The following is an 18,452-nucleotide window of genomic DNA, read 5'->3' on the forward strand; positions in this document are numbered from 1 at the left end:
CGCTGTCCGGCTGCGTCCTTAACTCTCACCAAGGCATAGCCAAAACGATAGGAGCAAGCGTAATTATGGCAGTAAAGGTAGGCATCAACGGCTTCGGCCGCATTGGACGCAACGTCTTCCGCACCGCTCTCAGCAACCCGGAGATTGAGTTCGTAGCTGTAAACGACCTGACCACCCCGGCGACCCTGGCCCATCTGCTTAAGTACGACTCCATCCTTGGTAATCTCAAGAACGAAATATCTCACGGCGACGACTTCATCTCCGTCGATGGCAAAAAGATCAAGGTCTTCGCCGAGCGCGATCCGGCCAAGCTCGACTGGGCCAGCGTAGGCGCACAGGTCGTCGTCGAATCGACGGGCTTCTTCACCGACGCCACCAAGGCCAAGGCCCACCTCGGCAGCACCGTCAAGAAGGTGATCATCTCCGCTCCGGCCTCCAACGAGGACATCACCATCGTTCTCGGCGTCAACGAGAACAAGTACGACGCGGCGAAGCACAATATCATCTCGAATGCCTCCTGCACGACGAACTGCCTTGCGCCCGTCGTCAAGGTGCTGCATGACACCTTCGGCATCGCCAGCGGCATCATGACCACGATTCACAGCTATACCAACGATCAGGTCATCCTCGACACGCCGCACAAGGACCTGCGTCGCGCCCGCGCCGCTGCCCTGTCGATGATCCCGAGCAGCACCGGCGCCGCCAAAGCGCTCAAGCTGGTCATCCCCGAGATGGACGGCAAGCTCGATGGCTTCGCCATCCGCGTCCCGACCCCCAACGTGTCGGTCGTCGACCTCACCTTCGTCTCCGAGAAGCCGATCAGTGTAGCGAGCATCAACGAAGCCTTGAAGAAGGCAGCCGACGGCGAACTAAAGCCCTACCTCGGCTACACCGACGAAGAGCTCGTCTCCTCGGACTTCAAGGGCAACCCGCTCTCCTCCTTTGTCGACTCCAAGTTGACCAAGGTCGTGGGCCAGAACACCGGCAAGGTCATCAGCTGGTACGACAATGAGTGGGGCTACTCCAATCGCGTCAAGGACCTCATTCTCTTCCTCGTGAAGAAGGGCCTCTAAGCTTCATCCATTCCAGACGGCAGCGGCAGTTCCTTTTCGGGACTGCGCTGCCGTTTTTGTTTGCCTGCTTCACGCCCTCGTAAGTTTGGACCAACGGCCAGTTATACCCCAACGGTGTTATGGCCGCATCGGTCTCTTCAACCTAAGATGAACGAATCGAGTCAGCGGTTAAGGGGATCGAGGAGAATGCCAACAAAACGGTCCGAACTTAAAACTGAACTCCGTAAAGCACTTAAAAACTCAGAGATCGTTCCATACTTCCAACCGATGGTTGGAATAAGGAGTGGCAAACTCGTAGGGTTTGAGGTCCTCGCGAGATGGCTGCATCCTCAGCGAGGCACGATTCGCCCGGATGAATTCATCCCCCTCGCAGAGCAGGCTGACCTCATCGGCGAGTTGACCGATACGATCCTCCTGCAGGCCTTCGCGGCAACGGCTGCGCTCGATAAAAGTCTCACTATCTCAGTCAATATCTCCCCCATTCAACTGCGCGATCCTTCTCTGCCGGAGGAGATCCGCAGAGCCGCCGCCATGGCTGCCTTCCCTCTCAACCGGCTGACGATTGAGATTACCGAAAGCGCACTCGTCGATAACCTCGAACTTGCGGCTTCGATCGCCACGAAGTTAAAAAATCTCGGCGTGAAACTTGCCCTGGACGACTTCGGCACCGGCTACTCCAGTCTTCGCAACCTCCAGGCGCTGCCCTTCGATGAGTTGAAAGTCGACCGCAGCTTCGTCAGTTCCATGGTTCAATGCCGCGATAGCCGCAAGATCGTCGCGGCCGTCATCGGCCTTGGACAAAGTCTTAAGTTGACGACCGTCGCCGAGGGCATCGAAAACGAGACCCAGGCCGACATCCTGCGCTGGCTCGGCTGCGATGTCGGTCAGGGATGGATCTACGGCCCCCCGGTCTCGGTGCATGACCTGCCAAAAATCGTCGACGCGCCCATGTCGACCTCTACACACACGCTCCACGATTCGCCAGCGTCCGATCTGATCACCTGTATCAAGCCGCTTCCTTCGCAGCGGTTCGCCCAGTTACAGGCCATCTACGATGGCGCACCGGTGGCTCTCGCCTTCGTCGACGCCGACCTGCGATATGTCAGCGTTAACCAACGCCTCGCCAGCATGAACGACATTGCGGTGGAAGAGCACCTCGGTAAAAAGCTGTCCGAAATTGTGCCGCCGATAATCTATACCAGAATAGAACCGCATCTTCTTCACGCCTTGAAAGGAGAAGCCAGCAGCCTGGAGATAACCAGGCCGGGCATCTCCGAGGATGCGAAAGGAGAAACCTTCTTAGTCTCTCATCAGCCCGCGCGAGACGAAGGCGGTGAAGTCATCGGAGTCTCCGTCGCTATGGTGGACATCTCGGAGCGCAAGCTCATGGAAGATGCCCTCCGGGAGAGCGAAGATCACTACCGCCACATGGTCAAGCTGAATCCTCAGATGCCATGGATCATGGACCCCAACGGCAAGACCATCGACATAAGCCCGCGCTGGACGGAATTGACCGGAATGAGCTCGGACGATACATCAAATTACGGATGGAAAGAGATGGTCCATCCTGACGACCTGGAACGCCTGCTGACAGTCCTGCAAGCCTCGTTTCAGAGCGGTGATGCCTTCGATTTCAATTATCGAGTACTCACAAGGGATAAAAGCTGGCGATGGGTGCGTACACGTGGCCAGGCCCGACGCTGTGCGAGCGGAGAGATCCTGCGCTGGTACGGATCGACCGAAGAAATCGAAGAATATATGGAACTGAAGCAGAAGCTGCGCGAGACGGAAGCCGCACTCGCCGCTTTGCTTGAAGAGAAACAGCAGCGACTGTAGAGAGAGTATTCGCTTACGTCTATGGTTCAGGCGGGAGCATCCGCGTGAATGATCCTTGTCGTAATCTGCTCCCAGAAGCGTTCTCTGCGAAGACCGTCACGAAAGAAAAGGATCTATATTACTTGTCTTTCGCAAGTAACCTGTGTTTACAATACGCAACGGGCCGACCACCGCTTCAACTGCTCTATCTGCAACGTCCCATTTTCTTCTATTACAGATGCGATCTTCAATAAGCCCAAGAACCTATTCCAAATAGAAAGCAAGGTGATTCAATGGGTACTTTTCAAAACTTTCCTCGCGTGACACCGTTTCTCTGGTTCGACTCCAACGCCGAAGAGGCAGTCGAGTTTTACCTGACCGTCTTCAAGAACTCGCGGCGGCTCGACGGAGTTCGCACCAGCGACGACAATCTCGGCGCGAAGGGGAAAGTCATGACGATCGCCTTCGAACTCGATGGTCAGACATTTACCGCGCTCAATGGCGGCCCGATGTTTAAATTCACCGAGGCGATCTCGTTCGTCGTGCGCTGCGACTCGCAGGAGGAAGTCGACTATTACTGGTCGAAGCTTTCAGCAGGGGGGAGCGAGGTTCAGTGCGGCTGGCTCAAAGACAAGTTCGGCCTCTCCTGGCAAATCGTGCCCTCACGTCTGCCCGACCTCATCAAACATCCCAAGGCTATGCAGGCCATGATGCAGATGAAGAAGCTCGACATCGCGGAACTAGAGCGCGCCGCGCAATCGTAGCGCACTCACAGACGACACTTCGCCGCACATATTCAACACAGAGGCCGGGATACTATTTGCCGTCGTCGTGCATCATGCCACAATGGTTGCAGGCAGCTTCTAAAGGCCCACCATTCAACCATGACACGAACAAATATCCCCGGCACATCTCCCTACGAGCCCATCATCGGCTTCTCCCGTGCTGTCCGTCTCGGCAATCATGTCTATGTCTCCGGAACCGGTCCGGTCGGCGCTGAGGACGCATCCCCCGCCGATCAGACGCGCGTTGCCCTCGATATCATCAAGGCCGCACTCGAAAAGGCCGGAGCCAGCTTCGAGCATGTCTATCGAACCCGCATGTTCCTCGCCCGCGCCGAAGACTGGGAAGAGATTGGGCGCGCCCACGGCGAGGTCTTTGGAAAGATCCTGCCCGCCTCCACCATGGTTGTGGCTTCCCTGCTCAATCCGAGATGGCACGTCGAAATCGAAGCTGATGCCTATATTCCCGGCGTCTGACCGACTCCATGTTTTTCTGTGCCTGAAAACATGACCTTCCTATTCGGTATCATTGAGGACAAGTAAGCAAGAGCGTGCTAAGAAAGGTGTGTGACTTCAAAAGAAGCCATTACATTCAATACTTTGCAAAGATAGCTCTTTTAGAATCAACATTTTGCATGACCATCCGAAGATATCTCTATTGTTTTGAATACTTTGCATCAATTAACCAGGGGGCAGACCCCGGGAGAAGAATAAAAAAATGAGCAAGCTGTCCATCCGCGATCTAGACCTCACGAACAAGCGCGTCCTCATCCGTGTCGACTTCAACGTGCCGCTCTCCAAAGATGGCCAGACCATCACCGACGACACTCGCATTCGCGAGACGCTGCCCACGATCGAGTACGCACTCCGCCGCAAGGCCAAAGTCATCCTCTGTTCTCACCTGGGCCGCCCCAAAGGCAAACCGGTTGATACTATGAGCCTTCGTCCGGTTGTGGACCGTCTCCGTGAGCTGCTCGATGCTGTCGTTGGCGAAAACGAAAACGTGGCCTTCGCTCCAGACTGCGTCGGCGAAGTCGCCACGGAGATGGCAACGCAGCTTGAATCCGGCCAGACCCTGCTGCTGGAAAACCTCCGCTTTCATGCTGAAGAAGAAGCGAACGATCCGGCCTTCGCGAAGCAGCTCGCCAGCCTTTGCGATATCTACGTCAATGACGCCTTTGGCAGCGCCCATCGCGCCCACGCTTCTACGGAAGGAATCACCCACTTCGTCAAGCAGTCTGCCGCAGGCTTGCTCATGGAGCGCGAGCTCACTTATCTCGGCAAGGCCCTCAGTCAACCCGACCGGCCCTTAGTCGCGATCATCGGGGGAGCCAAGGTCTCCGACAAAATCGGCGTCATCGACAACCTCCTAGAAATAGCGGATGCCATCATCATTGGCGGAGGCATGGCTTACACCTTCCTGAACGCGCAGGGGCAAAACACAGGCAAGTCTCTCGTCGAAACCGACAAGCTTGAAGTTGCCAAAGCTGCCCTCGATAAGGCCAAGGCAAAAGGCGTTCGCTTCCTGCTGCCCATCGATCACGTGCTTGCCGACAAGTTCGCCCCGGATGCCAAGACGACGATCCATGAAGGTTCCGCTCACTTCCCCGCCGATCTAATGGCTCTCGACATCGGTCCCAAATCGGTGGCCCTCTTTGAAGCCGAGATCGCTAACGCCCGCACCATCATCTGGAATGGTCCCATGGGCGTCTTCGAGATGCCGGCCTTCGCCAAGGGAACTCAGGCCATCGCCCATTTCGTCGCAGGCAACCACGACGCCATCACCATCGTAGGCGGAGGAGACTCGGTAGCCGCGGTCAAGCAGTCCGGCGTCTCCCACAAGATCAGCCACATCTCGACCGGCGGGGGAGCCAGCCTCGAGTTCCTCGAAGGGAAGATCCTTCCCGGCGTCGCTGCGCTGACAGAGAAGTAAATATTTTCGTAATTCTGTACGCAGCGAAATGTTTCGCTGCGTACTCTTGCGAACTTCGTTCGAAAATTCACATACCACCCAAGGGAAGACCGATTTTCAAATGCGCAAACCACTGATCGCCGCCAACTGGAAGATGTACAAGATCCCTGCCGAAGCCATCGACTTCACCGATGCCTTCCTTCCGCTCGTCGCCAACCAGGAGAAGACGGAGATCGTTCTCTGTCCTTCGATGACATCGCTGGGCGTAGCGATTGCAGCCACTAAGGGAACGCAGGTCCACATTGGAGCGCAGACCATGCACTGGCTCGACAATGGCGCGTACACCGGCGAGACTTCGCCCACGATGCTCAACGCCATTGGAGCCACGCACGTCCTGATCGGCCACAGCGAGCGCCGTCAATACTTCAACGAGACGGATGAGACCGTCAACATGAAGCTCAAGTCTGCCCTCGCCCACAAGCTGATTCCCATTGTCTGCGTAGGGGAACAGAAGGCCGAGCGCGAATCGGGCCACACCAACGACGTCCTTCAGCAGCAACTCTCCATTGGCCTTCAAGGCATCGACCCTGCTATCGCTACCCCTCTGGTCATCGCTTACGAACCCGTCTGGGCTATCGGGACCGGGCTTACCGCAACGCCGCAGATCGCCGATGACGCCCATAAATTCATCCGCGCTCAGATCGCTGAACTCCTAAGCCCCGCCATCGCCGCCAGCACGCGCATCCTTTACGGCGGTTCAGTCAAGCCGGATAACGCAGCCAGCCTTTGCTGCCTCGAGAACATCGACGGCGCACTCGTAGGCGGAGCCAGCCTCGATCCCATCAGCTTCGCCCAGATCATAGCCAACTCATCCATTTAGTGAGCAAAAAAGATGCCGTTTCGGCCAATTGGTCGAAACGGCATCTCTTTGCTCAAACTGACGCTGGGCTACCGCACCACTCCAGCCTGATCGACGGGCCAGTACACAAACGCCGCCTTGCCATAGATCAGATTCCTCTCCACCGGCCCGAAGTCTCTGCTGTCGCTTGAGATCGAACGGTGGTCTCCCATCACAAAATACTCATGCGGAGGAACCACCATCTCCGGTTGTGAGCGCTCATCTTCAAACCGCACGGGAACATATTTCTCGAGGACGCGTTTGCGGTTCACATAGACCTCGCCGCGGTCGATTCGGAGATCGTCGCCCGGCAAGGCAATGACACGTTTGATATAGCTCTTCGAGTGGTCATGCGGATAAAGAAAAACCACCACGTCGCCACGATGGATGTCCTCTACGCGGTACACCATTTTATTGATGAAGAGCCTGTCCTGATCCTTCAGCATGGGTAACATGCTGGTTCCCTCCACGCGGACGGGCTGGTAGAGAAAGATGATGATGAACGCCGAGACAGCCACTGAAACCACCAGGTCTCGCATCCACGATCGCAATCCACCCTTGCCGGACGGCTCCAAATTTTTTCCACCTTCACCAAGCTCCGGCCCACGTTCGTCAGTCTGCACGTTGTTTTCACGCTCCTCAGTCATTTAGACGCCCAACTTGTTCGACCGGCACCAAGTCGCCTCTCTTATGCCTGGTCCACCACGCAACCGACCAAACAAAGTTTGCATCATCTGTATCATATAAGGTTGACACTAGAACCATCCGTGACAATCCTTGTAACCTTTCTGAACGTATCGGAGCGTGATGGGGCTAGAATTGAATTGAGAAGCACAGCGATCATTATGGCTACCCTAACCATGCTCGAGCAGCCCCCTACACCCAAACCCGGAAATCGCATTCGTCTGGAATTCCACGATCTCACTACGGAGACCGCGAATTCAGCGTCGGAAGGACTGGATACCAAGTCGGCACTTGAGATCGCACGCATCATCAATCATGAAGATGCCAAGATCGCAGCAGCGGTAAAAAAGGCGCTGCCCGAGATTGCAATCGTCATTGACACCGTGGCACGGTCTCTCCGTGATGGCGGGCGTCTCATTTATGTAGGAGCCGGTTCCAGTGGTCGTATCGCCTCCCTCGACGCGTCGGAGTGCCCACCAACTTATTCCACTTCTCCATCACAAGTCCAGTACATTATGGCTGGCGGACCGAAGGCCCTTGCCTCCGCCTCAGACGTCAATGAGGACTCCCCTGAGATCGGCCAGCGCGATATCGCCCGCCGACGCCCGACCCGGAAAGATATCGTCATTGGCGTCTCAGCCAGCGGCCGCACTCCCTACGTTGTAGGCGCGGTCGAATACGCCCGTGCGCGCGGCGCCAAGACCGCGGCAGTCACCTGCAATCTCAATACCCCGCTCTCCGACGTCGCCGACACTACCATCGTCGCCGAGGTTGGCCCGGAGGTCCTCTCCGGCTCCACTCGCATGAAGTCAGCCAGTGCCCAGAAGATGATCCTTAACATGATCACCACTGGGGCCATGACGCGCCTAGGCTACGTCTACGACAACCTCATGGTCAATGTGCACATGAAGAACGCGAAGCTGGTGGAACGCGGCATCCGCGTGCTGATGAAAGTGTGCGAGATCGATCGCGACACAGCCATCCGCACCATCAAGTCCGCCGGGAAATCCATTCCCATCGCCGTAGTTATGCTCAAGGCCAACGTGGACAAGATGGAAGCAGTACGCCGACTCACTAAATCAGACGGCAATGTGCGGCTCGCCATCGACGACTCCCGACTCGAACTGTAAACCCGCTTCGGCGTCAGCCAGAGCGGGCTCCTCATACTTTGTAATACGAGCCCGGTTCAGCGGAAGTCCGTGGCTCGCTCGCCCTCACGTGGAATCATATTTTTCGCAATTGGACTCCAACTCCGGTGCTACGCTCCGCTAATTGACAGCGGGAGGCAGATTGACACGACGTGGCTTATTCCATACGGTGTTTGTGGCAGGTATCTTGATGTGACAGGCACATTCAAACGAATCACTATTGAATAAATACATGCCCGAATGAACTGCCAAGCCTATTGGGAAGAAAGCAATTTGTCATTCAAAGGAGATTCTGTGCGCCGTCCGTGGAAGCTTGTATTCCTCTCTACCTCGCTACTTGTCGCTTGTTCGTTCCTTCTGGTTCCCGCAAACGGGCAGACAGCATCCAGTTCGGTAGTACCTCCTCCTCCCCATGCAAAAGAAACTCACTTGAAGCACGTACTCGTCATTGGCGAGACCAAAGGGTACGAGCACGACTCCGTCCCCGACGCCATGGCAGCCATCTACAAGATGGGGCACGATAGCGGCCTGTGGGACACGACGATGCGAACCGATACCGAGTTGCTCACCAAGAAGGACCTGGGCCGGAACGCGAAGAACCTCAATTATTTCGATGTTTTGATCTTCGCCAGTACAACCGGCGAACTGGACATGGACGCGAGTCAAAAACAGGACATGATGTCCTTTATCAAAGAGGACGGAAAAGGCTTTGTCGGAATCCACGCAGCGCTCGACACCAACTACACCTGGCCTGAATACGGTGAGATGATCGGCGGCTGGTTTGACCAGCATCCCTGGATGACGTTCAACGCACCCATCATCAACGAAGATCCTTCATTTCCGGCAGTACGCCACTTCCCGCACGCATTCGTGAAGTATGACGAAATCTATCAGCCGAAGGATTGGTCGCGCGACAAGGTGAACGTTCTTCTGAGCCTGGATTCCTCGAAGCTGAATTACGCGAACAATCCTCGCATCCATCGGGCAGATCATGACTTTCCTGTTGCCTGGTCGAAGATGTATGGCAAGGGGCGCGTCTTCTATTCCACCCTTGGCCACACCGAAGAGTCATGGAACGATCCTGACATCCAGAAGATGTATTTTGAGGCGATCAAATGGGCGTTGGGCATGACCGAGGGCAGCACGGCCTCTCACGCGAAACCAGCACCTTCTGCCACAAATCCCTAATGCCGAAAGAATGGCGCTCCATGGATGCACCACCGTTCAGGGAGCGCCGCATCGCCGTCAACATCATGTAAGGATAGGTTATGAGAACGCTTGGAATGGGCCTGGTTGGGCCAGGATTTATCGCAGCGCACCATATCGATGCAGTTAGAAGGTTGGGCGATGTAGAGGTAGTCGCCGTCGCCGGTTCGACAGAAGAATCTGCGGCCCGAAAAGCGCGGGAGTACAAGGTCGATCGTTCTTATGGCGATTACAAGGCATTGATCGCCGATCCGGACATTCAGGTAATCCATAACACCACGCCGAACCACCTGCATCTTCCGGTGACGATGGCGGCGCTGGCGGCGGGCAAGCATGTCATCTCCGACAAGCCCCTTGCACTCAACTCCGACGAAGCGCGCCAGTTGCGCGATGCCGCGATCAAGGCCCGGGTAGGCCATGTGGTCACCTTCAACTATCGCGGAAACCCTCTCGTTCAGCAGGCGCGGTCGATGGTCGCAAGCGGCGAGACGGATGGCGTCAGCTTTGTCCATGGCCACTATCTTCAGGATTGGATGACCGACCCGAACGTCTACTCCTGGAGGTCCGATCCAGCGAAGGGCGGCTCAAGCTCGGCGCTTGGCGATATCGGCTCTCACTGGTGCGACCTTGCAGAGCATGTATCTGGACTAAAGATCGATTCTGTTCTCGCTGACCTGACGACCGTGATTCCGGTGCGCTTCTCCGCCGGCGGTTCTGCCGAGGCGTTCTCACAGAAACAATCGGCCGATCGCACCCCTGTCAAGGTTCAGAGCGAAGATCTGGCCAGTGTTCTGCTTCGATTCAGCAATGGCGCGAAAGGCGTCTTTTCCGTTGGACAGATACTCCCCGGCCACAAAAACGATCTACAGCTTGAATTGAACGGAAAGAAGCGCTCGCTGAAGTGGCGTCAGGAAGAGCAAAACGAGTTATGGATCGGCCGTCACGACCAGCCGAACGAGATCATGGCAAAGGACCCGTCTCTGGTTTCGCCGGATGCTCGCCGCTATGTTCATCTGCCCGGCGGTCATCAGGAGTCATGGGCCGATGCATTCCGCAATCTCATGCGCGACGCTTATGACTGGATTCGCGAAGGCGCGACTCCGTCGGCAAAACCAGAGATGCTGCCAACCTTCGAAGATGGGTACCGCTCGGCTTGCATTGTCGACGCGATGCTCAGGAGCCATGCAGCCGGTGGAGTCTGGGAAAAAGTTCGCTATGCCGCCGCTGAAAACTAGCGCAACGGCCAATCCTCATTTCTATTGATGCTAGGAGTACCCGTATGAAACTTGGAGTATTCACGCCGCTATTGGCTCAGCTGCCTCTCGACGACGTCCTTAGTAAGCTCAAATCACTCGGCATCAGCACCGTGGAATTGGGAACAGGAAACTATCCCGGCGATGCTCATTGCAAGTTGTCGATGCTGGAGGATGCGTCGGCGCTCAAGGAGTTTCAGCGCAAGCTGGAGAACCACGGCGTCAGCATCAGTGCATTGAGCTGCCACGGCAATGCCCTGCATCCCGATAAAGCTCTGGCTGCACAGGCGCAGGAGACCAGCCGAAAGACAATTCTGCTAGCAGAAAAGCTCGGTGTCTCGACGGTCGTCGACTTTTCCGGCTGCCCGGGAAACTCTCACGAGGCTACCGCCCCTAACTGGGTCACCTGTCCCTGGCCTCCGGAGTATCTCGAGATTCTGAACTGGCAATGGAAGGAAGTCGTCGAACCCTACTGGGTAAAGCACGCAGCCTTTGCCGAGCAGCATGGAGTAAAGATCGCAATCGAAATGCATCCCGGCTTTGTTGTCTATAGTCCAGAGACGATGCTGCGGCTGCGTTCCATCGCAGGGCCATCTATTGGGTGTAACTACGATCCGAGCCATATGTTCTGGCAGTCGATCGATCCCATCGCAGCAATCCGTATTCTGGGCGAAGCCATCTTCCACGTCCATGCCAAAGACACGCAGATGTATCCGGTCAATCTTTCCCGAACCGGCGTTCTTGATACCAAGCCGTACACCGATGAACTAAATCGAGGATGGATCTTCCGGACCTGCGGCTTCGGCCACGGCGCGGAGTGGTGGAAGGAGTTCGTCTCGACTCTCAGAATGTGCGGATACGACGATGTGCTCTCCATTGAACACGAGGACAGCCTTCTATCGTCGGAGGAGGGACTTACCAAGGCCGCACGTTTTCTGGATGAGATTGTGCTGAAAGAAAAGCCGACAGCGGCATGGTGGACCTGATCATCGCTTGCTCAGATACAAAGCAGCAGTGTTGAAGTTTTTCTACCCTACTAGCAACGATATTCATCGCATACGTTTCCGGTGCCATCTATGTCCACACTCTCTCGTCGCCGCTTGATTCAAGGTACCGTTGCAGGAACGGTTCTCACGTACGCTTCGCAATCGGCCTTTTCGCAAGGCGATGCTCCCGTTCAGCGAAAGGGACGTATTCGTCAGTCGGTTTGCCGCTGGTGCTACCAGAAGACATCCGTCGAGGATCTCTGCGCTTATTCAGCACATATAGGATTGAAGGCGGTTGATCTGCTGAATCCAGACGAGTATGAAATTCCTCGCAGGTATGGCCTTGTTTGCAGCATGGGATATGCAGGTGGCGGGGATATCGCCAATGCTCTAAATCGAGTAGAAAATCACGCCAAGATAGAAGCCGCATTCCGTCAAAATATACCTCTCGCCGCAAAGGCAGGCGTCCCTAATGTCATTACATTTTCCGGAAATCGTAGGGGAATGTCGGATGAAGAAGGCGCTCGCAATACAGTTCTGGGATTGAATCGCCTCAAAAAGATTGCTGAAGATAACAACGTCACCATCTGCGTGGAGTTACTTAACAGCAAGGTGAACCATAAAGATTACATGTGCGATCACACTGCCTGGGGCGTCAATGTCATGCAGCAGGTCAACTCAACCCATGTGAAATTGCTGTATGACGCATACCACATGCAGATTATGGAAGGCGATCTGATCCGAACCATCCAGGAAAATATTCAGTGGATCGGCCATTTCCATACGGGCGGCGTTCCCGGACGGCATGAACTCGACGATACCCAGGAAGTCCAGTGGGACGGACTGATGCGCGGCATCCTTGCCACAGGATTCAATGGCTATGTCGCCCATGAGTTTCAACCGACCCGCGATCCGTTCACCTCTCTTCGCCAGGCCGTGGACTTGTGCGACGTCTAGCAGCACGCCCGATACCGAGCCCTGGCCGTTACTTCACCCAGGCGTCGCGCAAAAAGTCGAAGCTTCCCGAGCCACGCTGCTGAATGCCCTCGACCCGGCGCGTATGGACGACCTCGTTGTTCGGATACCAGAGCGGAATCCCCGGTAGATCTTCCGCCAGAATCTTCTGCACTTCGGTGTATTCCACGCGGCGCTTTGCCTGATCGGTTTCAGCCGACGCCGTCTTCAGCAACGCGTCGACCTTTGGATTGGAATACCTCCCCCGATTCCCTCCCTTCGGCGGAAAGCTCTCCGAAGCATAGGCATAGCGAAAAATATCGGGATCTTCGTTGCTGTCGATCCACTTCAACGCATACATCTGAAATGCCCCACGAGTCACGTCAGAATAAAAAGTCCCAAACTCCGCGGAGCGGATGTTCAGACGAATCCCCGCCGCCCTCATCTGCTGTTGCAGCACCATCGCCATCAGCCGCGTCGATTCATCGGTACTCGTCTTCAGCGTGATCGTCAGCCTGACGCCATCCTTCCCCGCATGAAAGCCGGCCTCCTCCAGCAGTCGCTGCGCCCGCGCGACATCATGAGGATAGTTAGCCACCTGTGCCAACTCCGCATCCGTCGCCGCCGCCCAATGCCCAATCGGCAGCAACGTATTCGCTATTCTCGCCTGACTACGCCACAGATCGCGCACAATCGCCTGCCGATCAATGGCACAAGCCACTGCCTGCCGCACTCGCCTGTCCTTCAGCAGCGGATCAGTCACATTGAACGTTAGATAAAATACCTGCGATCCCAGCCCGGTCTCCACCCTCAGATTCGGATTACGTTTCAGTTCATGCACCATATCCAGCGTCACTACATTGCTGGCCAGGTCCGCCGAACCCTTTTGCAATTCAAGAGCACTTGTAATCGCATCCGGCACGACCTCGAATCGCACTCGCTCAATCCTGTGCGCGCCCGGTGGAGGCGGCGGAGACGTCGCCCAATAATTCGGATTCCGCTCCAGAATCACGTCCTTGTCCTGCACCGCGCTCACAAACTGAAACGGCCCTGTCCCCACCGGATGCAACCCAAACTCTTTTCCCGCACCCTTCGGCACCACTCCAAAAAGCCCATCGCTGACATTGAACAACAGTCCTTCATCGGGACGCTTCATATGCACTACAACCGTCAACCGGTCACGTGCCTCTGCCTTCAGCACCGAAGCGAAGTTCCCACTCTTTCCGGTCACCAGACTTCCATCGATCAGGCTGTTGATCGTATACGCCACGTCCTCAGCCGTCAGCGGGCTGCCATCCTGAAACCGCACCCCATCGCGCAGATGAAACACCCACGTCAGAGCATCGGGCTGCTCCCAACTGGTAGCCAGCCAGGGTTGCAGGTTGTAGTGGTCATCCTTCTTCACCAACGCATCGAAGATCAAGCTGCCAAGCCGCGCCGACTGCGCATCCGTCCCTTGCCGCAGATCCAGATTGTTGGGGCTGCTCTCAATAATCATCACCACCGTAGACGGATCTTCTACCCGCCCGCGGCACCCAACCAACCCCAGACAAACGATCACGATCACCCAGCCACAAAGCCGGGTGCCCCATCTTCGCGCCCGCATTTGGGCGCTAAGGTGGGCATTCGCGAAGCGAACCGCTTTCCTAACCCCATCTGCAGCACTCATCCGTGGGCAACCTTCCCCAAGACAACCGGCCTCGCCGCTCCGGTAGCGCTCGGGACATTCCCCGGCAATCCAAACCAGCTCAGCCACGCCAACAGAGCAAAAGCCACTCCCTCCTTCGCCTGCCCCGGAACCCCCAACTCATCCATCAGCCGCACCTTGACTCCGAGCGGCTGCAACCTCTCGCGCAGCATATCCATCAACGCGGCATTCTTAGCTCCGCCCCCAGCCACCACAAACTCCGTCCTCGCCAGCGGAGCGGCGGTGCCAAGATGCGCCCACACGAACTTCCGATAGCCAGCCAATACTGACTCCGCAGTCAAAGCCGTCGCCGTAGCCACCACATCCGCATCGACCGCTCCCACCTTCCTGCACATCGACATAAACTGCGCGACAAAGTCAGCGCCAAACTCCTCGCGCCCACAACTCTTAGGCGGTAGAGCCGAAAAATATCGCTGCTCTAGAATCCTAGCCACGACAGTCGAAATCACCCTCCCTCTTCGCGCTACCGCACCCCCACGGTCAAACGCCTTCCCGTAAAGCCGCTCCATGCAGGCATCGATCACCATATTCCCCGGCCCCGTATCGAACGCCATCACACCATCCACCCCAGCTCCCGCCGGAATCGCCGCCAGGTTCCCAATGCCGCCAAGATTCTGCAACACCCGGTTCATCTTCGCCAACCTGAACATCACATAATCCAGCATTGGAACCAGTGGAGCAGCCTGTCCGCCCGCCGCCATATCCGCCGGACGAAAATCACTTACCACCGGAACCCGCAGACGTTCAGCAATCACGCTGGCTTCCCCCATCTGCCACGTACATCGCACATCGCTGCCTAAATATTTAGCAGCCACTCCCTGGTGATAGATCGTCTGCCCATGGCACCCCACCAGCCCCACCTTCACACCAAACTTCGCCGCTGCCTTCTCCACGCAATCGGCATAGATCTCACCCAGCCGCCAATTCAACCGCGACAGCTCCGCCACCGAAGTAGCCTTCGCATCCATCGCCGCCAAAACCGCCGCCCTCACCGCTTTCGAATATCCAAAGCCCGCATGACCCAGTAGCTTCACCCGAGGCACGCCGTTCGCGTCCTTCGCAGGAGAGATCCGACAAAGCGCTACATCCACCCCATCCGCCGAAGTCCCGCTCATCACTCCCGCCACCACCATCGACTTCGGCATCCTCATCCCTTCAACTCGCGCTGCAACTCCGCCAACAAATTCAGCGCTTCGCGTGGAGTCAGCCCATCCACATCCACCTCGCCCAGCCGGTCGACAATCCTCTGCGACAGGGGGGTAAACATCGTCATCTGCAACTGCGGCGTCGCAGGAGCAGCCTCGCGAACCTGCTGCGTCTCCGCCCGCTCATGCACCTTCAACACCTCACGCGCCCGCGAGATCACCTTCGCAGGCAGACCGGCCAGCCGAGCCACCTCGATGCCATAACTCTTGCTGGCCGCACCAGCCTCCACCGTGTGCAGAAACACAATGCCTGAAGCCGTCTCCTTCACCGTCACCCGCAGATTCATCAGCCGCGAAAGCCGCTCTGCCAGCAGCGTCAGCTCATGATAGTGAGTAGCAAAAAGCGTGCGCGCTCCAATCCGGTCATGCAGATGCTCCACCGTAGCCCACGCCAGCGAAAGCCCGTCATAGGTAGCCGTCCCTCGCCCCATCTCATCGAGCAGCACCAGCGATCTGGCAGTCGCCGTATTTAAAATCGCCGCCGTCTCCGTCATCTCCACCATGAACGTCGACCGCCCGCGGGCCACATTATCACTTGCCCCGATCCGCGTATAAATCCTGTCAACCAGTCCCAGCCGCATCCGCTCCGCCGGAACAAAACACCCACATTGCGCCATCACCACCAGCAAGGCCGTCTGCCGAAGATACGTACTCTTGCCTCCCATATTCGGCCCGGTAATCAGCAGCACCGCCGGCCCACCCGGCCGCAAATCTCCGGGTGCCCCATTCATCGCAGTCTTATCGCGATGAGTGGGGTCAACCAAGCCGGCGTCCAGATGCACCGAGTTCGGCACAAACCTCCCTGTACCCGACTCCTCCATCCGTCGCTCGACCACCGGATGCCGAGCCCCCAGAAACTCCAGCACGCCACTCGCGTCGACTGATGGCCGCACCCAGCCGCGCAGCGCGGCCAGATGCGCAAAGCAGCCCAGCATATCGATCTCGGCCACGCGCCGCGCCGTTTCGCGCATCCGCTTCGCCGCATCCAGCAACTGCCGTCGCAACTCGGCGAAAAGCCTGCGCTCAATCTCACCGCTCCGCTCCTGCGCGGTCAGAATCTTCGTCTCATACTCCTTCAGTTCAGGAGTAGTAAACCGCTCGGCATTCACCAACGTCTGCTTCCGCTCATAGTCTGCTGGAACAGCCTTCGCATTCGCCTTCGTCACCTCAAGGTAGTAGCCGAACACCGAGTTGAACCGAACCTTCAGCGACCCAATCCCGGTCCGCTGCCGCTCACGTTCCTCAATCGCCACCAGCGCTTGCCGCCCACTCCGTGACAGCTCGCGCAGCTCATCCAGCTCCGCATCCACGCCTGCGCGAATCACACCACCATCGGCCAGCGAAACCGGAGGCTCCTCCGCAATCGTCTTTACGATCAACTCGTGCAGATCTTCCATCGCATCCAGCCCTGCACCCAGCTTCCGCCACAACTCAGCTTTAAACGAATTGACAGCCGCCAAAATCCCCGGCAGACACCCCAGCGTCCCCGCCAGCGCCATCACCTCTCTTGGGCCCGCCGAATCGAGCGCCACCCGCCCCAGCAGCCTCTCCAGGTCGAGCACCCCACTCATCGACCGTCGCAGCTCTTCCCGCTTGCGCAGGTCCGCCACAGCCTCACCCACTGCATCCAGCCGCCCCTCAATCTCCACCAACTGACTCGAAGGCCGCAACAGCGTCGCCCGCAAAAGCCTTTTGCCCATAGGCGTGCAACAAGCATCAAGCGTATAAAACAACGTCGTCTGCGCAGATTCACCCGAAAACAGCGGCTCCACCAGCTCCAGATTCCGTACACTCACCGCATCCAGCTCAAGACACGTAGACCGCTCATAAAAGCGCAGCCCATCCACATGCTCCAACCCACCCTGCTTGGTGGCCCGCATGTAATGCAGCAGCGCACCCGCTGCCACCGCCGCAGCCTCATGCCCACCCAATCCCATCCCATCCAGCGACTGCACCCGAAGATGATTCCTCAGCAGCGGCACCGCATAGTCTGCCGTAAAAACCCAATCCTCCACCGCAGTCTTCGTCCGAATCCCATCCAACCCCACCGAAGCTGCTTCCTCTTCCGTCCCCGAACTCAAGGGTGCCCCATTCATCGCAGTTTTACCGCGATGAGTGGGAAGTAAATCGCTGGAGCGACCGTTCAACCCGACCAGCCCACCCTGCGCATAAAGCAACTCCACTGGCCTAACCCGCCCCAACTCATCCGCCGCCTCAGCCCAACCTGAAAACTCCGTAGCCCGAAACTCTCCCGTAGAAAGATCCAGCAGCGCCAGCCCCACACATTTATCCAGCACCACAACACTAGCCAGATAATTACTCTGCTCCGCCCCCAGCGCAGGATCGACCGCCGTCCCCGGCGTCAACACCCGCGTCACCTCCCGCCGAACAATCGTTTTGGTCAGCTTAGGATCTTCGATCTGTTCGCAAACGGCGATGCGATACCCCTTCCGCAGCAGCCGCTGAAAATAACCCTCCGCCGCATGGTAAGGAACGCCGCACATCGGCTGCTTCTTCTCTTTGTCACGCGCCGTCAGCGTCAGTTGCAGCTCACGCGAGGCCGTAACCGCGTCCTCATAGAACAGCTCGTAGAAGTCCCCGATCCGGCAAAACATCAGACAGTCCGGATACTGCTCTTTCGCCGCAAAATACTGCCGCATCACCGGCGTCAGCGCCGTCGTATCGCTTATCAAACCGCTCGTCATCTCATTCGTCGTCATTGTTATCGCAGAACCGCCAGAATACCGCACTCACGCAATCTCATTTTCACCTGTGCGACAATCCTCCAACCACAATCGCTATACTTAAGACTCGCAACAAAGCGAACG

Annotated in this window: 15 protein-coding genes; 11 read left to right on the top strand and 4 right to left on the bottom strand. The window is 57.0% G+C overall.

Annotation, left to right across the window (positions count from 1 at the left end):
* The first annotated feature begins 65 nt into the window (after nucleotides 1-65).
* The 6 genes from gap (at nucleotide 66) to tpiA (ending at nucleotide 6,462) form a co-directional block, all read left to right on the top strand.
* Entirely contained in the window at nucleotides 66-1,073 is a 1,008-nt protein-coding gene (gene gap, locus P4G45_RS09905) for a type I glyceraldehyde-3-phosphate dehydrogenase (RefSeq protein ID WP_348266319.1), read from the top strand.
* A gap of 186 nt (nucleotides 1,074-1,259) precedes the next feature.
* Nucleotides 1,260-2,909, top strand: coding sequence for an EAL domain-containing protein (locus tag P4G45_RS09910; RefSeq protein ID WP_348266320.1), 1,650 nt, complete (start codon nucleotides 1,260-1,262; stop codon nucleotides 2,907-2,909).
* Nucleotides 2,910-3,181: 272 nt separating this feature from the next.
* Nucleotides 3,182-3,652 carry a VOC family protein gene (locus P4G45_RS09915; RefSeq protein WP_348266321.1) on the top strand — a complete coding sequence of 157 codons (471 nt, stop codon included), beginning with the start codon at nucleotides 3,182-3,184 and terminating at the stop codon, nucleotides 3,650-3,652.
* Nucleotides 3,653-3,772: 120 nt separating this feature from the next.
* Entirely contained in the window at nucleotides 3,773-4,147 is a 375-nt protein-coding gene (locus P4G45_RS09920; RefSeq protein ID WP_348266322.1) for a RidA family protein, read from the top strand.
* 241 nt (nucleotides 4,148-4,388) lie between these two features.
* Nucleotides 4,389-5,603, top strand: coding sequence for a phosphoglycerate kinase (gene pgk / locus P4G45_RS09925; protein WP_348266323.1), 1,215 nt, complete (start codon nucleotides 4,389-4,391; stop codon nucleotides 5,601-5,603).
* Nucleotides 5,604-5,703: 100 nt separating this feature from the next.
* The gene (gene tpiA, locus P4G45_RS09930; protein ID WP_348266324.1) at nucleotides 5,704-6,462 is read left to right on the top strand and encodes a triose-phosphate isomerase; all 759 of its coding nucleotides are present in this window, start codon (nucleotides 5,704-5,706) and stop codon (nucleotides 6,460-6,462) included.
* Between the two features lie 68 nt (nucleotides 6,463-6,530).
* Here the strand turns inward: tpiA and lepB are convergent, their stop codons facing one another.
* Nucleotides 6,531-7,019 (bottom strand): signal peptidase I, encoded by a 489-nt coding sequence (gene lepB / locus P4G45_RS09935; RefSeq protein ID WP_348269244.1) that lies wholly within the window; start codon nucleotides 7,017-7,019, stop codon nucleotides 6,531-6,533.
* Between the two features lie 306 nt (nucleotides 7,020-7,325).
* Between lepB and murQ the strand changes: the two genes are divergently transcribed.
* The 5 genes from murQ (at nucleotide 7,326) to P4G45_RS09960 (ending at nucleotide 12,714) form a co-directional block, all read left to right on the top strand.
* A complete protein-coding gene (murQ, locus tag P4G45_RS09940; protein WP_348266325.1) occupies nucleotides 7,326-8,294 on the top strand; it encodes an N-acetylmuramic acid 6-phosphate etherase in 969 nt (322 codons plus the stop codon).
* A gap of 447 nt (nucleotides 8,295-8,741) precedes the next feature.
* Complete coding sequence (locus tag P4G45_RS09945; RefSeq protein ID WP_348266326.1) at nucleotides 8,742-9,500, top strand: ThuA domain-containing protein; 759 nt, start codon at nucleotides 8,742-8,744, stop codon at nucleotides 9,498-9,500.
* An 80-nt stretch (nucleotides 9,501-9,580) separates the two neighbouring features.
* A complete protein-coding gene (locus P4G45_RS09950; protein ID WP_348266327.1) occupies nucleotides 9,581-10,753 on the top strand; it encodes a Gfo/Idh/MocA family oxidoreductase in 1,173 nt (390 codons plus the stop codon).
* A 44-nt stretch (nucleotides 10,754-10,797) separates the two neighbouring features.
* Nucleotides 10,798-11,757 (top strand): sugar phosphate isomerase/epimerase, encoded by a 960-nt coding sequence (locus P4G45_RS09955; RefSeq protein ID WP_348266328.1) that lies wholly within the window; start codon nucleotides 10,798-10,800, stop codon nucleotides 11,755-11,757.
* A gap of 90 nt (nucleotides 11,758-11,847) precedes the next feature.
* On the top strand, nucleotides 11,848-12,714 hold the full coding sequence (locus tag P4G45_RS09960; protein WP_348266329.1) for a TIM barrel protein: 867 nt from the start codon (nucleotides 11,848-11,850) through the stop codon (nucleotides 12,712-12,714).
* A gap of 28 nt (nucleotides 12,715-12,742) precedes the next feature.
* Here the strand turns inward: P4G45_RS09960 and P4G45_RS09965 are convergent, their stop codons facing one another.
* From P4G45_RS09965 to mutS, 3 genes are read right to left on the bottom strand one after another with little or no spacing between them, the layout of a single operon-like run.
* Nucleotides 12,743-14,380, bottom strand: coding sequence for an ABC transporter substrate-binding protein (locus tag P4G45_RS09965; protein ID WP_348266330.1), 1,638 nt, complete (start codon nucleotides 14,378-14,380; stop codon nucleotides 12,743-12,745).
* Nucleotides 14,377-15,564: an anhydro-N-acetylmuramic acid kinase gene (locus tag P4G45_RS09970; RefSeq protein ID WP_348266331.1), complete on the bottom strand. Its 1,188-nt coding sequence runs from the start codon at nucleotides 15,562-15,564 to the stop codon at nucleotides 14,377-14,379. The genes P4G45_RS09965 and P4G45_RS09970 overlap by 4 nt, the downstream gene beginning before the upstream one ends.
* 2 nt (nucleotides 15,565-15,566) lie before the next feature.
* Nucleotides 15,567-18,344, bottom strand: coding sequence for a DNA mismatch repair protein MutS (gene mutS / locus P4G45_RS09975; protein WP_348266332.1), 2,778 nt, complete (start codon nucleotides 18,342-18,344; stop codon nucleotides 15,567-15,569).
* Nucleotides 18,345-18,452 lie beyond the last annotated feature (108 nt).

Source organism: Edaphobacter paludis, from assembly GCF_039993895.1.
In the GTDB taxonomy this organism is placed as follows: domain Bacteria; phylum Acidobacteriota; class Terriglobia; order Terriglobales; family Acidobacteriaceae; genus Edaphobacter; species Edaphobacter paludis.

What these genes read in the sequence shown, in the direction of transcription:
- P4G45_RS09910 (WP_348266320.1), top strand. Translation starts at nt 1,260, where the DNA reads ATGCCAACAAAACGGTCCGAACTTAAAACTGAACTCCGTAAAGCACTT.
- P4G45_RS09950 (WP_348266327.1), top strand. Translation starts at nt 9,581, where the DNA reads ATGAGAACGCTTGGAATGGGCCTGGTTGGGCCAGGATTTATCGCAGCG.
- tpiA (WP_348266324.1), top strand. Translation starts at nt 5,704, where the DNA reads ATGCGCAAACCACTGATCGCCGCCAACTGGAAGATGTACAAGATCCCT.
- gap (WP_348266319.1), top strand. Translation starts at nt 66, where the DNA reads ATGGCAGTAAAGGTAGGCATCAACGGCTTCGGCCGCATTGGACGCAAC.
- P4G45_RS09920 (WP_348266322.1), top strand. Translation starts at nt 3,773, where the DNA reads ATGACACGAACAAATATCCCCGGCACATCTCCCTACGAGCCCATCATC.
- murQ (WP_348266325.1), top strand. Translation starts at nt 7,326, where the DNA reads ATGGCTACCCTAACCATGCTCGAGCAGCCCCCTACACCCAAACCCGGA.
- P4G45_RS09960 (WP_348266329.1), top strand. Translation starts at nt 11,848, where the DNA reads ATGTCCACACTCTCTCGTCGCCGCTTGATTCAAGGTACCGTTGCAGGA.
- mutS (WP_348266332.1), bottom strand. Translation starts at nt 18,344, where the DNA reads ATGACGACGAATGAGATGACGAGCGGTTTGATAAGCGATACGACGGCG.
- P4G45_RS09955 (WP_348266328.1), top strand. Translation starts at nt 10,798, where the DNA reads ATGAAACTTGGAGTATTCACGCCGCTATTGGCTCAGCTGCCTCTCGAC.
- P4G45_RS09915 (WP_348266321.1), top strand. Translation starts at nt 3,182, where the DNA reads ATGGGTACTTTTCAAAACTTTCCTCGCGTGACACCGTTTCTCTGGTTC.
- P4G45_RS09965 (WP_348266330.1), bottom strand. Translation starts at nt 14,380, where the DNA reads ATGAGTGCTGCAGATGGGGTTAGGAAAGCGGTTCGCTTCGCGAATGCC.
- P4G45_RS09970 (WP_348266331.1), bottom strand. Translation starts at nt 15,564, where the DNA reads ATGCCGAAGTCGATGGTGGTGGCGGGAGTGATGAGCGGGACTTCGGCG.
- pgk (WP_348266323.1), top strand. Translation starts at nt 4,389, where the DNA reads ATGAGCAAGCTGTCCATCCGCGATCTAGACCTCACGAACAAGCGCGTC.
- lepB (WP_348269244.1), bottom strand. Translation starts at nt 7,019, where the DNA reads ATGCGAGACCTGGTGGTTTCAGTGGCTGTCTCGGCGTTCATCATCATC.